The 14,596-nt window shown below is 71.5% G+C and carries 14 protein-coding genes; 8 read left to right on the top strand and 6 right to left on the bottom strand.

Features of this window, described 5'->3' with window-relative positions; translation table 11 throughout:
* Positions 1-223: 223 nt before the first annotated feature.
* The 6 genes from MFF64_RS01630 to mnmA all read right to left on the bottom strand — a co-directional run bounded on the left by MFF64_RS01630 (position 224) and on the right by mnmA (position 6,003).
* Positions 224-721, bottom strand: coding sequence for a GNAT family N-acetyltransferase (locus MFF64_RS01630; RefSeq protein ID WP_342352952.1), 498 nt, complete (start codon positions 719-721; stop codon positions 224-226).
* A complete protein-coding gene (locus tag MFF64_RS01625) occupies positions 718-1,614 on the bottom strand; it encodes a LysR substrate-binding domain-containing protein (protein ID WP_099902850.1) in 897 nt (298 codons plus the stop codon). Before MFF64_RS01625 ends, MFF64_RS01630 begins: the two co-directional genes overlap by 4 nt.
* Positions 1,615-1,659: 45 nt before the next feature.
* On the bottom strand, positions 1,660-3,096 hold the full coding sequence (locus MFF64_RS01620; RefSeq protein ID WP_238189247.1) for a sensor histidine kinase: 1,437 nt from the start codon (positions 3,094-3,096) through the stop codon (positions 1,660-1,662).
* A 181-nt stretch (positions 3,097-3,277) separates the two neighbouring features.
* Positions 3,278-4,114: a TVP38/TMEM64 family protein gene (locus tag MFF64_RS01615; RefSeq protein WP_238189246.1), complete on the bottom strand. Its 837-nt coding sequence runs from the start codon at positions 4,112-4,114 to the stop codon at positions 3,278-3,280.
* On the bottom strand, positions 4,111-4,764 hold the full coding sequence (locus tag MFF64_RS01610; RefSeq protein ID WP_099902154.1) for a class I SAM-dependent methyltransferase: 654 nt from the start codon (positions 4,762-4,764) through the stop codon (positions 4,111-4,113). Before MFF64_RS01610 ends, MFF64_RS01615 begins: the two co-directional genes overlap by 4 nt.
* Before the next feature lie 90 nt (positions 4,765-4,854).
* A complete protein-coding gene (mnmA, locus tag MFF64_RS01605) occupies positions 4,855-6,003 on the bottom strand; it encodes a tRNA 2-thiouridine(34) synthase MnmA (protein WP_099902156.1) in 1,149 nt (382 codons plus the stop codon).
* A gap of 264 nt (positions 6,004-6,267) precedes the next feature.
* Here mnmA and MFF64_RS01600 point away from each other — a divergent pair, with 264 nt between their 5' ends.
* From MFF64_RS01600 to flbD, 8 genes are all read left to right on the top strand, one after another.
* A complete protein-coding gene (locus MFF64_RS01600; RefSeq protein WP_238189243.1) occupies positions 6,268-7,563 on the top strand; it encodes a flagellar hook-length control protein FliK in 1,296 nt (431 codons plus the stop codon).
* A 38-nt stretch (positions 7,564-7,601) separates the two neighbouring features.
* The gene (locus tag MFF64_RS01595) at positions 7,602-8,282 is read left to right on the top strand and encodes a flagellar hook assembly protein FlgD (protein ID WP_099902511.1); all 681 of its coding nucleotides are present in this window, start codon (positions 7,602-7,604) and stop codon (positions 8,280-8,282) included.
* Positions 8,283-8,394: 112 nt separating this feature from the next.
* The gene (sciP, locus tag MFF64_RS01590) at positions 8,395-8,670 is read left to right on the top strand and encodes a CtrA inhibitor SciP (RefSeq protein WP_048443591.1); all 276 of its coding nucleotides are present in this window, start codon (positions 8,395-8,397) and stop codon (positions 8,668-8,670) included.
* Between the two features lie 434 nt (positions 8,671-9,104).
* Entirely contained in the window at positions 9,105-10,745 is a 1,641-nt protein-coding gene (fliF, locus tag MFF64_RS01585) for a flagellar basal-body MS-ring/collar protein FliF (protein WP_238189241.1), read from the top strand.
* A gap of 57 nt (positions 10,746-10,802) precedes the next feature.
* On the top strand, positions 10,803-11,852 hold the full coding sequence (fliG, locus tag MFF64_RS01580) for a flagellar motor switch protein FliG (protein ID WP_099907520.1): 1,050 nt from the start codon (positions 10,803-10,805) through the stop codon (positions 11,850-11,852).
* A gap of 46 nt (positions 11,853-11,898) precedes the next feature.
* Positions 11,899-12,534 carry a FliH/SctL family protein gene (locus MFF64_RS01575; RefSeq protein WP_099907522.1) on the top strand — a complete coding sequence of 212 codons (636 nt, stop codon included), beginning with the start codon at positions 11,899-11,901 and terminating at the stop codon, positions 12,532-12,534.
* Between the two features lie 42 nt (positions 12,535-12,576).
* A complete protein-coding gene (fliN, locus tag MFF64_RS01570; RefSeq protein WP_099907523.1) occupies positions 12,577-12,927 on the top strand; it encodes a flagellar motor switch protein FliN in 351 nt (116 codons plus the stop codon).
* Positions 12,928-12,971: 44 nt separating this feature from the next.
* Positions 12,972-14,333 carry a sigma-54-dependent transcriptional regulator FlbD gene (flbD, locus tag MFF64_RS01565; protein WP_099907525.1) on the top strand — a complete coding sequence of 454 codons (1,362 nt, stop codon included), beginning with the start codon at positions 12,972-12,974 and terminating at the stop codon, positions 14,331-14,333.
* Positions 14,334-14,596 lie beyond the last annotated feature (263 nt).

Genomic DNA, 14,596 nt, shown 5'->3' with positions numbered 1-14,596 from the left:
CCTTGCCAAGGTTGGGGTCGAGGGTTCGAATCCCTTCGCCCGCTCCAGTTTTTCCATCATGATCAAGCCGAGCCAATCTACAGTCAGCGTGAGAGCGTCACGCCGACCCTGACGCCGTCGCCGGCTGAGCACCCAAGCGGGCGAACGGCGACATCCTGGCTGTGCCCCCGAACCCTGCGTCAACGCGCCCGGCTCGATCGGGTGACGGGCTGTTGGGGGTTGGTCAGGGCACCCGAGGGATGAGGCGCTTGCGCATCACCCAGAAGTCGCGCCGCTCTCCGTCCACGTCACCCCGGACGGCTTCCGCCACGGTCTCGCTCACGTGCCAGCCGACGCGTTCGTAGAACCGCCGCGCGCGCATGTTGCCGACGAGGCAGCGCAGCTCGGCCTCCAGCACATCCTGGTTCCGTAGCCCTCGTTCGGCTGCCTCCATCAGGCGTTGCGCGAAACCGGAACCACGGACGGAGGCATCGAGGAAGATTTGACCGAGTCGGGTGCCTGTCCACGCGGCAAACCCGACGACCGCATGCTCATCCTCGCAGAGGATGACGTTCGGCATCAGGTTCGTCATGGGATCGAGGAAGAAGATCTCGTCTCGCGCGTCTCGCTCGGCCTGCGGCATGTGCGGACCGTGGGTCTCATGCCAGACGCGGTGGTAGACACTGGCGACCGATACGAGGTCCCGCTCGTCCGCTGGACGAATCGCCGGACATCGTCTCACGCCAGATCCTCCGGCAGCACGAGGTTCATCTCCTGCGCCAGCCAGTGGGCGAAGACCCGCAGCGGGGCCCGCCGCCGCGTGGTCGCCGGATAGACGAGGTGGTGGCCGACGTAGGTGACGTCCTGCGCCAGGCCGCGCAAAGGCGCGACGAGGCGGCCGCTGGCGATCTCGCGCTCGGCCAGCAGGGTCGATTCGAGCGCGACCCCGAGCCCGTCGGCGGCCGCCGCGATGGCCAGGAAGCTGCGGTCGAACCGCACCCCGAGGGGGCGGGGGGCCGGCAGGCCGTTGCGGGCGAACCAGAGCGGCCAGCGCACCTGCTTGTTGTCGCTCTGGATCAGCACCTGGTCGAGAAGGTCTTGAGGTGAGCGGATGCGGGCGGCGCGCTCGGGGTCGCAGAGCGGCATCACCGTTTCGGTGCAGAGCGGCACCGCCACCAGGCCCTCGCCCCGCGGCGGGCCGTAGACGAGGTCGGCGTCGAACTCGTCGCTGACGAAGCGGGCATAGTCCATGCCGGCGGCGAGCCGCACCTCGAAGCCCGGATGGGCGGCGAGGAACCGGGCGAGGCGCGGCGTGAGCCACTGCGCCGCGAGGCTCGGCGCGCAATGCAGGCGCAGCAGCTGCGGTCCGCGGGCCGCCACGAGATCGAGGCCGCGATGCAATTCGTCGAAGGCGCGGCCCACATGCTCCAGCAGCGCCTCGCCGGCGGCGGTCGGCACCACGCCCTGGCCCTGGCGCTCGAACAGGGTGACGCCGAGCGAGGCCTCCATCTTGCGGATGGCGTGGCTGACGGCGCTCGCGGTGAGGTTCAGCTCCGCCGCCGCGTCCTTGAAGGAGCGGCGGCGCGCCGCCGCCTCGAAGGAGCGCACGGCGGAGAGGGGGACGCGCAGGGACATGACCCTACGATGCGGCGGCGGGCGTGACGTTGGCAACCGCCCGGTTCAGCCGGTGCGGTCCGGCAGGGTGATGCGGAAGCGCGCGCCGCTGCGGGTCTCGTCGAGGCTCAGGGATCCCCCGTTGAGCCGCACCAGCTCGGCCGCGATGGCGAGGCCGAGACCCGTGCCACCGGAGCGGCCCGCTCCCTGGAACGCCTCGAACAGGTGGGCCCGGGCCCGCTCCGGCAGGCCGGGGCCGTTGTCGGTGACGAGGATCGTGACGGTGGCGCCGGTGCGCTCCGCCTCGATCGCCACCAGCGGCGCGCCCTCGCCGGCGCCGGCAAGCCCGATCGCCTGCACGGCGTTGCGCACCAGGTTGACCAGCACCCGTGACAGCTGGTCGGGATCGGCGTCGACGCTCAGGCCCTCGGGCGTCCGGTCCTCGATGGTGACGGCGGCGCCCGGCACCAGACCGGCGAGGTCGAGGGCGTCGCGCAGGATCGGCCGCAGCGGGGTCACCCGACGCTCGGGCGCCCGCTCGGCGGCGCGGCCATAGGCGAGCGTGCCCTCGCAGTAGCGGATCGCCCGGCCGAGCGTCGCGACGAGGCGGGGTGCGACCCGCTGCACCCCCGGATCGGCGACGTGTTCGAGCCGGTCGACGAGAAGCTGGGCGGTAGTGAGAAGGTTTCTCAACTCGTGGTTGATCTTGCTCACCGAGAGGCCGAGATCGGCCAGGCGCCGTTTCTGGCGCAGCTCATCCGAGAGAATGGTCTCCATGCGGGCGAGCGCCGTCTCGGCTGCGCCGATCTCGTCGCTGCGCCAGGACGGGCTGATCCGCCGCGACAGGTCCTCCGGATCCTCCGCGAAGGTCGCGATGTTGCGCGCCAGCCGCCGCACCGGCCGCACGATCGAGAGCTGCAGCACCAGGAAGACGAGACCGGCGGTGATGCCGGAGATCGCCAGCGAGGCGAGCAGGATCCTCCCGGAGAAGGCGATCATCGCCCGCCGCAACGGGGCGGGATCGAGGACGAGCTCGACGAAGTCGACCCCGTCCATGCCGTGGCCGACCACCCGCAGCGGCAGGGGATTCGCCTGCGTGAGCGTGCGCCAGGCGCCGCCGATGCTGTCGATCCAGCCAGCCTCGCGCAGGTCGATCGTCTCCCCGACCTCGGGCGGCATCGGCGTGAGGTTGAGGAGGCGTCGCGCGCCCCCGGCCTTGAGGGCGATGGCACGGGCGCCCACCCCCATCAGCAGGCGCCGGGCGAGGTCGTCCGAGACCCGCTGCTGGGGCGCGGCGTCGAGCACCAGGGCGGCGACCTGCGCGGCGGCGACCCGGTCGGAGAGCCACGAGCGCCGGTAGCTCGCAACGCTCGGCACGTAGATCAGCACCTCGGCGATGAGGACGAACACCACCGTGAGCAGCAGCAGGCGACCGGACAGGCCGATCCGGCCGGCGAGACGCCGGATGCCACCCTGGCTCGCCGCGTCATCGGCCCAATGCACGGTCTCGACGTCCTCGCTCGCCCGATGCCCGCACCCATGGCCGGGCCGGCCGGACACTAACACGCCCGCCCGCCCCTGACTCCCCTGCGTGCCGGGAGCGTTGGCAGGCTACTCCCAGATTGCCGAAAATCCAGTCGCCAGCCAAGGAATTGTGCGTGGTTTCGTCGGATCCCCCAGGGATTCAGCCGGGATTGCCGCGCCAGCGCCGCCAGGCGACCGGCAGCAGCGCCAGGACGCCGAGGCCGAGCAGCGTGGCGATGAGCTGCGGCGTGACGATGGTCCGCAGCGACAGGGCGGCGTCGCAGGCGATGCCGCCGGCGACGAGGCAGGCTTCCTTCGCCGCCTGATGGGCCGCCACCACGTTCTCCACCCCGGCGCCCGCCGAGGCGTAGATGAAGGCGCCGGGGCTGATGCCGATCAACGTGGCCAGCGCGAAGGTGCGCAGGCGCACGCCGAAGATCGCTGGTGCCAGGTTGGTCATCCAGAACGGGAAGACCGGCAGGAGCCGCAGCACCATCACGTAGGAGAAGGCGTCGCGACGGAACCCTTCGGCGAGGCGGCCGAGCCGCGAGCCGGCGCGCCGCAGCAGCACCTCGCCCGCTGCCGTGCGCCCGATCGAGAACACCACGACGGCGCCGGTCGTGGCGGCGGAGATCGACACCAGCGCGCCGGCGACCGGTCCGAACAGGAAGCCGCACAGGGTCGTCATCACGACCGAGACCGGCAGCGACACGATCACCGTGCCGACATAGGCCAGGTAGGCGCAGGCATAGGCGCGCCAGAATCCCTCCGCCACCCAGGCCTTGGCATAGGCCCGCGAGGCGAGGAGCTGATCGAGGCTGAACCAGCGGGTGATGCCGCCGACGAGCAGCCCGATGGACAGGGCCACCAGGGCGACGAGCGGCAGCACCCGCAGCCAGCCGCGCCAGGCCGGGGCCGCCACGGCCTCCGGGCCCGCCTCCGGCGGGGAGCCGTTCTCGTCCGGCGCAGGCTCTCCAGGCCGGGTCAGCGCGCTCACCCGGGCTTCTGCATGCGCAGGATCTTGAAGAACCCGCCCGGGAAGGTCGGGCGCACGCCGATGAAGGTCACGCCACGGCTCTTCGCCCAGGCCTCGATCCGGGCGGCCTTGAAGGCCGAACTCCAGCCGATCTTCTCGCAGAGCGGCGCCACGATCTCCTCGACCCGCGCCACGGTGCCGGCATCCTGGCCGAAGTGATTGGCGAGCACGATCATGCCGCCGGGCCTCACCACCCGCAGGAACTCGTCGAGGGCGCCTTCCGGGTCGGGCACCAGGGTGATGAGGAACTGCGCCACCACCGCGTCGAAGCTCGCGTCAGCATAGCCGAGGCGGCAGACATCCATGACCTGGAGGCCCTTGACGTGGGTGAGCCCGCGCCGCGCGACCTTGCGGTTGGCCCGCCGCAGCATGTCCTCGGACAGGTCGACGCCGTAGACCTCGGCATCCTTCGGGTAGTAGCCCAGGGACAGGCCGGTGCCGACGCCGGCCTCCAGGATCCGCCGCCCGCTAACGAGCGCCGCCTCGACCGCGTCCCGCGCCGCCGGCTCGGTGAGCTTGTCGTACACGACGTCGTAGACCGGCGCCCAGCGCGCGTAGGCCTTGCGCATCAAGGCGGTGGTGGGCCCCGCCTCTCGCGGCTCGCTCAGCATGTCCGTATCGTCTCCGAGGTAAGTCGTCTCGCGGGCAGCAACGCGCGGGCTTGTGATACGATTTCCGGGAGAAATCTTTCGGAAATCGTATCAGGCCGCCACCCGGCGCTCGGCCTCGACCCGCCGGATGGTGCCGCCGCCCAGAACCCGCGCGCGGGGCCCGTCATCGGCATAGATGACGCAGGCCTGGCCCGGCGACACCCCGTCCTCCGGCGTCGCGAGCGTGATCTCGGCCGACGCCATGTCCGGGTTCCAGGACAGAAGGGCGGGGCGGGGCTCGCGGGTCGAGCGCACCCGCACGGCGACGGGCAGGTCGCGGGCCGCCGCGAGGGGCGCGTCGCCGAGCCAGTTCGGGTCGGCGAGGCGGATGACGGAGGTCGCGAGCGCCTCGCGCGGGCCGACCACCACCCTTGCCTCGCCGGGCTCGAGGCGCACGACGTAGAGCGGCTCGCCCGCCGCCACGTTGAGGCCGCGCCGCTGGCCGACCGTGAAGCCGATGATGCCGTCGTGCCGGCCGAGCCGACGCCCGTCGAGGTGGACGATCTCGCCCGGGCGCACCGCGTCGGGCCGCAGGCGCGCGATCACGTCCTGGTAGCGCCCTTGCGGCACGAAGCAGATGTCCTGGCTGTCGGGCTTGTCGGCGACCGACAGGCCGAAGGCCTTGGCGAGCGCCCGCGTCTCGTCCTTCGGCCGCTCGCCGAGCGGGAAGCGCAGGAGGTCGAGCTGTTCGCTCGTCGTGGCGTAGAGGAAGTAGCTCTGGTCCCGGGCGGGATCGAGGGCGCGGTGGAGCGCCCGGCCGCCGCCGGGCAGCGCCCGGCTCGCGACGTAGTGGCCGGTCGCCAGCACGTCGGCGCCGAGATCCTGGGCGGTCGTGAGCAGGTCGCGGAACTTGATCGAGCGGTTGCACTCGACGCACGGAATCGGCGTCTCGCCCTGGAGGTAGCTGTCGGCGAAGCGGTCGATCACCGCCTCGCGGAACCGGTCCTCGTAGTCGAGCACGTAATGCGGGATGCCGATCGTCTCCGCGGCCCGCCGGGCGTCGTGGATGTCCTGGCCGGCGCAGCAGGCGCCGCGGCGGTGGGTGGCCGCGCCGTGGTCGTAGAGCTGCAGCGTGATCCCGACCACGTCGTAGCCCTCGCGCTTCAGGAGCGCGGCGACGACGGAGGAATCGACGCCCCCGGACATCGCCACCACGACGCGGGTGTCCTCCGGGGCCTTGTGCAGATCGAGCGAGTTCATGACCGTGCGAGGGGTGTCTCGGGGCGGCTCCCGGAGGCCGACCCCCGGCGCCGCTCGCCGAGTCTATAGCGATCCAGCCGGCATTCTGCCAGGGCGGGGGGACGCGCGGCCCGCAGGGAAGTTCTTGCCGGGGCCCCGGCAGATTCCGACCGGGCGGCAGCCGCGGACCGGCGGTCCCTTGGAAATCATCTCGTTGAATCATTGACTTGCATGGCCAGTTGGACTGGCAGGCGGCTTGCTCTGCGGGGACCCAGGAGGTCGCCGATGCAGATCAGCGGAGCGGGTGAGGGGGGACGGATGGCGGGGCGCGAGCCGGCCCGGCCGGCGAAGGCCGTCGCGCACGAGCCGTTCCGCCCGGATTACCGGGAGGCCGCGCGGACCATCCGCACGCCCTACCGGGAGGCCGGCGTATCGGTGCGGACCGGCTCCGAGACGAAGCTGGCCGACACGAGGAACGAGGCGACGCACGCCGAGGCGAGGCGGGCCGACGATGCCTCGGAGACCCGATTGCGCCAGGACCGGGCCGACGACGCGGCCGAGACCGCCGCGCGCCGCAAGGACGTGATTGCCAAGGACAGAGCCGCCAGGGACAAGGCCACGAGGGATGCGGCGGCGGATGATGGGGTGAGGAAGGACGTCGCCGCGAAGTCGGTCGCCGCGACCGGCGCGACGACCAAAGCGGCGGACCCCGATGCGGCGCAGGCTGCAGCGGTCCAGGCCGCGGCCGGCGACACCGCGGAAGCCGATGCCGGAGATGAACCGGAGGCGGAAGGCGGCGCGGCCGACGCCCCTGTCGGTACCCCGGCGCTGATCCCGGCTGCGCTGGCCGCCCCAGTCCCGACCGCGCCGGCTCCTGCGACCGGCCCAGCCTTCGCGCCCGGCGCGGCGCCCGCCGATCCGGGCGCTGCCGACGGGGCCGCGATCCAGCCTGCGGCGACACCCGCCGATCCGCGGATCGCCGCGCTGCCGGCCGAGGCCTCGCAGCAGGCAGGCGGCCGCAAGGACCAGACGCCGGAGGGCGGCGCGACGACGGCGCCCGATACCCTGGCGGCGCCCGACCCCTCGGCGCCCGCGCCGCAGGTGAAGAGCGCCGACGCCGCGACCGCGGCGCCGGCCGAGACCCGCCCGGCTCTCTCGGTGCAGGCCCCCTTGAGCGCGGTGCCGATCACGATCGGGATGCGGGCGCTCGCCGGCTCGAACCGCTTCGAGATCCGGCTCGACCCCTACGAGCTCGGCCGCATCGACGTCAGCCTCGACATCGACCGCCAGCACGGCGCCGTGAAGGCGCACCTCGTGGTGGAGAGGCCCGAGACCCTGGCGCTGCTCCAGCGCGACGCCGGCAGCCTGCAGCAGGCGCTAGTTCAGGCGGGGCTCGATCCCGGCGACGCCGGCCTCAGCTTCTCCTTGCGCGACGGCGGCGGCCAGAACCCGCAGCGCGACCAGGCCGGCCCGCCGCACGGGGCCGACCGTGCGGCCGCCCCGGCCGAGGCCGAGGCGCAAGGCCCCCTGCCGCCCCTGCGCACCCTCGGGCAGCGCCTCGGCCTCGACCTTCGAATCTAGCGACGATCCCCGATGACCCCCGAACCCGCGAGGCCCCGATGACCGCCGGCATCAGCAGCCTGACCAACCTCTCCAGCGCGAGCACCGGGGCTAAGACCGGGAGCGACGCCAGCACGATCGCCGGGAACTTCAACCAGTTCCTCACCCTGCTGACGACGCAGCTGCAGAACCAGAACCCGCTCGACCCCCTCGACACCAACCAGTTCACCCAGCAGCTGGTGCAGTTCGCCTCGGTCGAGCAGCAGCTCAAGACCAACGACCAGCTCGGCAGCCTGATCACCGCCAGCAAGGCCTCCGCCGCGGCGACGGCCTCCGGGCTGATCGGCAAGACCGTGACGGCGGACGGTGCCACGACCTCGCTCGCCGACGGCACCGCGACCTGGACGCTCAACCCGGCCCGGGCCGCCGCCAAGGCGGTGATGACCATCACGGACGCCAAGGGCAACGTGGTCGCCACCCAGACCAAGGCGCTGCCCGCCGGCAGCCAGAGCTTCACCTGGGACGGGCGCAGCTCGACCGGGCAGCTCGCCGCCGACGGGAAGTACACCCTGAAGGTCCAGGCCCTCGACGCCACCGGATCGAGCGTGACCGTCGACACCAAGATCTCCGGAGCGATCACCAGCGTCGACGTCACCGGCGCCGAACCGGTCCTGACCATCGGCGACCGCACCGTGGCCCTCAGCAGCGTCGAGGCGATCGGTGGCACCGGCGGCAACTGATTCGGTGGATTGCTGTGGATTACGAATCACATGCGAGGGAAATGATTCAACCAATCTTAAGCGCGGGTGCCTAGCGTCGGTCTCGACAGGTCAGTCGAGTGTAGAGCGTATCATGACCGAACCGCATCGCCCGAGGGTGAAGTACGTCATCGGGCCAGACGGAAGTCCGCTGACCATCGCGGACCTCCCGCCGACCGATACACGCCGATGGGTGATCCGGCGCAAGGCCGAGGTGGTGGCCGCGGTGCGCGGCGGGCTCCTGAGCCTAGAGGAAGCGTGTCAGCGCTACACGCTGACCACCGAGGAATTCCTGAGCTGGCAGTACTCGATCGAGCAGCACGGCCTCGCCGGTCTGCGCACGACCCGGATCCAGCACTACCGGCAGTAAGGATGCTGCCTGCGACCTGATCCGGGTGTGTGAAGAACTGTCCGGGTCGAAAGGAAAGGCGCGGACATTCTCCTTTCCCCGACAGATCCCGGGCTTTCCCGGGATCTGCAAGCGACGGACGAAGTCGGGCAAGCCCGACTTCTCGCGGGGAGGGGGCTGTGCTCCCGTTCAGGGAGCGCGGCGAGCCGGAAGGGCGAGGGTGAGGGGGAGTTCTCGCCCGCGGGGGGAGGGGATGCCCGCGCCAGTCTTGTCGCCGGGTCTATTTACGGACAGCGTTTCGTCGCCACCTCACGGACCACCCCGCTTCGCCCCGAGGCCGCGGGTGTCCCGGGCCTGCGCGCGTCCTGTCTCGCCTTGTTAACCAAGTCATAACCACGACTCGGCAAATTTTGCCCTGGGGCCGCCGTGGCCCCGGTTGGCGGGTGCATGACGTCGTGAAGCCGGTCCTCGATCTGGTGGCGAAGCTCGGGCCCGCGCGGCTCGCCGCGATGGGTGCGGTGACCCTCGCGCTCATCGGTTTCTTCGCCTTCGTCATCCTGCGGGTCTCGCGGCCCGAGATGGGCGTGCTCTACACCGACCTCTCGGTGCAGGATGCCGGCGCGGTCGTGCGCGACCTTGAGGCCAAGGGCATCCGCTACGAGACCAAGGGCGATGCCGGCCAGACCGTGCTGGCGCCCCGGGCCGAGCTCGCCCGCCTGCGCATGGACCTCGCCGCCAAGGGCGTGCCGAGCGCCGGCGGCGTCGGCTACGAGATCTTCGACAAGGGCGACGCCTTCTCGTCGACCAGCTTCGTCCAGAACGTCAACCACCTGCGGGCGCTCGAGGGCGAGCTCGCCCGCTCGATCCGGGCCATCGGCCGGGTACAGGCGGCGCGCGTCCATCTCGTCCTGCCCGAGCGCCGGCTGTTCTCCCGCGACCGTGAGGCGCCGAGCGCCGCGATCGTGGTGCGGCTGTCCGGGGACCTCGATCCGGGCCAGGTCCGGGCGGTGCGCCACCTCGTTGCCTCGGCGGTCGAGGGCCTGAAGCCCGAGCGCATCTCGATCGTCGACGAGCGCGGGCGGCTCCTCGCCGACGGCGCCCGCGGGGCGGAAGACCAGGCCGGCATCGGCCTCGACGAGCGCCAGACCGGCCTCGAGCGACGCCTGCGGGCGCAGGTCGAGGAGATCGTCGCCGGCATCGTCGGCGCGGGGCGGGCCCGGGTCCAGGTCGCGGCCGAGCTCGATTCCAACCGGATCGAGAGCCGCTCGGAGACCTTCGATCCCGAGAGCCGGGTGGTGCGCTCGACCCAGACCCGCAGCGAGAACCAGCAGTCTCAGAGCAACGAGAACGGCGTCACTGTCGGCAACGAGCTGCCCGGCGCCAACCAGGGCCAGCAGAACCAGGGTCCGCGCGAGGCCTCGAACAAGAACGAGGAGACCACGAACTACGAGATCTCCCGGGTCACCCGCACCGAGGTCAACGAGGGCGGCCGGGTCAAGCGCCTCTCGGTGGCGGTGCTGATCGACGGCACCTACGCGGCGGGCCCGGACGGCAAGCCGGTCTACGCGCCGCGGCCGGCGCCGGAACTGGAGCGCATCACCGCCCTGGTGCGCACCGCGATCGGCTACGACCGGGCCCGGGGCGACCAGGTCGAGGTGGTGAACCTGCGCTTCGCCGACGCCCCGGCGGTGCCGGAACTGCAGGAGCAGGGCCTCCTCGCCTCGCTGCTGCAGCCGACCAAGGAGGACGTGCTGCGGGTGGCCGAGATGTCGGTGCTCTTCCTCCTCGGCCTCGTGGTGCTGATGACGGTGGTGCGCCCGCTGGTGCAGAAGGTCGTCGCCGCGGAGGTCCCGGCGCTCGCCGCGGTCTCGATCCTCGATGCCGAGCCCGGCCTGGTGATGGCGGTGGAGGGTGGAACGGCAGGGGCGGCCCCAGCCGAGCTCGCGCTGCCGGACAACCAGGCCCGCCGCCTCGTCGAGTTCGCCAAGATCAACGGCAAGCTCCAGGCCGAGACGATCGAGCGCGTCGTCGACATCGTGAAGGCGAACCCGACCGAGACGGTCGAGGTGCTGCGCACCTGGATCAACGACCGCTGAAGTGGGCAGTCTGCCGAGAACACCAAGACTTTCGTTTCGCCCGAGAAAGCTGACGCCATGGCCGTGACCCCGATGCCGGTCTCCCGCTCCGCGGTAGCGGGCCTGAGCTTCGCCGAGATGCCCGGGACCCAGCGTGCCGCCGCCCTCCTGCTGCTCCTCGGCGAGGAGGACGGCGCCCCGATCTGGCGGATGCTGGAGGAGGACGAGGTCAAGAAGGTCTCGCACGCCATGGTCCAGCTCGGCTCGCTCGAGGCGGAGGCGGTCGAGCACCTGATCGTCGACTTCGTGTCGCGGCTCTCGGCCAGCGGCGGCATCACCTCGAGCTTCGAGCGCACCGAGGCGCTGCTCCTGAAGATCTTCCCGCCCGAGCAGGTCTCGGTGATCATGGCGGAGGTGAAGGGCGCCTCGACCCGCCGGGTCTGGGCCAGCCTGACCCAGATCGACCCCGAGATCCTGGCCTCGTTCCTGCGCAACGAGTACCCGCAGACCGTCGCGGTGATCCTGTCGCGGGTGCGCTCGGACTACGCCGCCAAGGTCCTGACCATCCTGCCGGAGGACTTCGCCATCGACGTCCTCAACCGGATGTTGCGGATGGAGACGGTGCAGAAGGAGGCCCTGCGCCACATCGAGGAGATCCTGCGGGTCGAGTTCGTCTCGACCATCGCCCAGACCACCCGGCGCGACGCCCACGAGCTGCTCGCCGACGTGTTCAACGCCTTCGACCGGCAGACCGAGATCCGGTTCCTGACCGCTCTCGACCAGGCGAACCGGGGCTCCGCGAAGAAGATCCGCCAGCTGATGTTCACCTTCGACGACCTGATGAAGCTCGACGCCGGCAGCGTCCAGACCCTGATGCGCAGCGTCGACCGCGACGTGCTGGCCCGAGCGCTCAAGGGCGCGTCGGATCCGGTCCGGGCGTTCTTCTTCGCCAACATGTCGAGCCGCTCGGCCAAGAACATGCAGAACGACATGGACTCGCTCGGGCCGATCCGCCTCAAGGAGGTCGACGAGGCCCAGTCGAAGATGACCGACCTCGCCAAGGAACTGGCCGAGAAGGGCGAGATCATGATCGCCAAGAACAGCGCCGAGGAAGAGCTGGTCTACTGATGCGCGACTGCGACACGTTCGAGCCCGACGCGAAGGAAAAAGCCTGATGGCGCAGATCCGGCGCTTCCTGTTCGACACCGACTTCCGCCATCCCGTCGGCAAGCCGCCGGAGGAGGAGGCTCCCGCCCCCGAGGCGGAGGCGCTCCGCCAGGCCGAGGCCGCCGCGGAGGCCGCCGCCCGGGCCGAGGCCGAGGCGGCGGCCTATGCCCGCGGCCTGCAGGAGGGCCGCGCCCAGGCCGAGGCGCAGGTGCAGGCGCGCCTCGCCGACGCCTTCAACCGGGTCGCCGCCGCGGCCGCCGGCATGATCGCTGGCGCGGATGCCCGCGACGCCGAGCGCGAGGCCCAGGCCTTCGACTTCGCCGTGGCGCTCGGGCGCAAGATCGCGGGCGCCGCCCTCGACAGCCAGCCGGTGGCGGCGATCGCGGAGGCGGCAGGGCGGGCGCTCCAGCACCTGCGCGGCGTGCCGCACCTGGCGATCCGGGTGCACGACGCGCTGGTCGAGGAGACCGAGCGACAGGTCGCGCGGCTCGCCCGGGAGCGCGGCTACGAGGGCCGCCTGATCGTGCTGGGCGATCCCGGCATGGCGCCGGGCGACGCCCGCATCGAGTGGGCCGATGGCGGCGTGGTGCGCGACCGCGCGGCGATCGAGGCCGCCCTGCTCGCCGCCCTGCCCGCCGCCTGACGCTCCGTTCCGAACAACGTTCTTCCCTCACGAGGTACCCCGATGTCCTCCGACAACGATCTCGGCCTGCCGCAGCTCAGCGAGGCGGATCTCGCCTTCGACACGACGGCGACCGCCGCGATGCGCGACGCGCCGGTGGCGGCGAAGTCGGCCTCCGATCTCGAGCAGGTCTTCGACGTGCCGGTGATGGTCTCGGCGGTGCTCGGCTCGTCGCGGATGCCGATCGGCGACCTCCTGCGCCTCGGCCCCGGCACGGTGCTGGAGCTCGACCGCAAGGTCGGCGAGGCGATCGACATCTTCGTCAACAACCGCCTCGTCGCCCGCGGCGAGGTGGTGCTGGTGGAGGAGCGCCTTGGCGTGACGATGACCGAGATCGTCAAGGTCGACGGCTGATCTCCGTTCCCGCCGCCCGAAAACCGCCCAACGGAGTGCCCGCCATGCGGCTCTTGATCATCGGACGCCTCAACGGCGAACTCGTCACCGCCTCCCGCATCGCGATGAGCCGCGGCGCCGCCGTGACCCAGGCCGACGGGATCGAGCAGGGCCTCAACGCGCTGCGGGCCAAGGGCGCCGACCTCGTGATGGTCGAGGTGTCGCTGTCGATCCGCACGCTGGTCACGGCGCTCGCCGACGAGCGCATCCGCACGCCCGTGGTGGCCTGCGGCACCGGCACCGACGCGAAGGCCGCGGTAGCGGCGATTCAGGCGGGGGCCAAGGAGTACATCCCGCTACCGCCCGACCCCGAGCTGATCGCGGCGGTGCTGGAGGCAGTGACGGCGGATGCCCGCTCCTTCGTGTGGCGCGACGCCTCGATGGAGCGGGTGGTCAAGCTCGCCGAGCAGGTGGCGCGCTCTGACGCCTCGGTGCTGATCACCGGCGAGAGCGGCACCGGCAAGGAGGTGCTGGCCCGCTACGTCCACACCCGGTCGAACCGGGCGCAAAAACCCTTCGTCAGCGTGAACTGCGCGGCGATCCCCGACGCGCTGCTCGAATCCGAGCTGTTCGGCCACGAGAAGGGGGCCTTCACCGGCGCGGTGGCCCGGCGCATCGGCCGGTTCGAGGAGGCCAATGGCGGCACGCTGCTCCTCGACGAGATCTCCGAGATGGACGTGCGGCTGCAGGCCAAGCTGCTGCGGGCCCTGCAGGAGCGGGTGATCGACCGGGTCGGCGGCACCCAGCCGGTGAAGGTCGACATCCGTGTGCTCGCCACCTCGAACCGCAACCTCGCCGAGGAGGCGCGCAAGGGCACGTTCCGCGAGGACCTGCTCTACCGCCTCAACGTGGTGAACCTGCGCCTGCCGCCCTTGCGCGACCGCCCCTCGGACATCCTCGAACTCGCCGGCCATTTCGCGCGCAAATACGCCGAGGCGAACGGGATCGCGCCCCGGCCGCTCTCGGCCGAGGCCCGGCGTCTCGTCGCCCAGAACCCCTGGCCCGGCAACGTGCGCGAGCTGGAGAACACCCTGCACCGGGCGGTGCTGCTGGCGAGCGGCCCCGAGATCGACGCCGACGCGATCCGCTCGCCGGAGGGCGAGGCGCTCGCGTCCGGCAGCCCCGCCGCCCGCGCGGTGCAGGCCGCCGAGGCCGTGACCCGGAGCTTCGTCGGTCGATCCCTCGCCGATGTCGAGCGCGACCTGATCCTCGACACCCTCGACCACTGCCTCGGCAACCGCACCCACGCCGCCAAGATCCTGGGGATCTCCATCCGCACCCTGCGCAACAAGCTCAACGAATATACGGGTGCCGGCATCCCGGTGGCCGAGCCCGGCCACACGAGGGGGCTGGCGGCCTATGGGTGAGGAACGGCGGCGGCCGGTCCGCGATGAGGATACGCCCGGCAAGATCAACCGCCGGATCGATCGCCGAACCCGTCGCGAACCGACGGGGAATCGGCCCGCCGACGCCAGTCCGATCCCGAATTAGGAACGGCCTTCCCTTCCGTCGCCGCCCCGTCCCACGGCCGGACGGCCATGGTCTCTTCTATCGACATCGTCGGGGAAAGGGCGCTCGTTTTAAGCATGCCTTAGCGGACGCCGTCCAACGTCGATGGGACGATATGCCG

This window comes from Methylobacterium frigidaeris, from assembly GCF_022179185.1.
GTDB classification, from domain to species: domain Bacteria; phylum Pseudomonadota; class Alphaproteobacteria; order Rhizobiales; family Beijerinckiaceae; genus Methylobacterium; species Methylobacterium frigidaeris.
The sequence above is the reverse complement of the archived record's forward strand: the minus strand, read 5'-3'. Positions and strand labels throughout refer to the sequence as shown.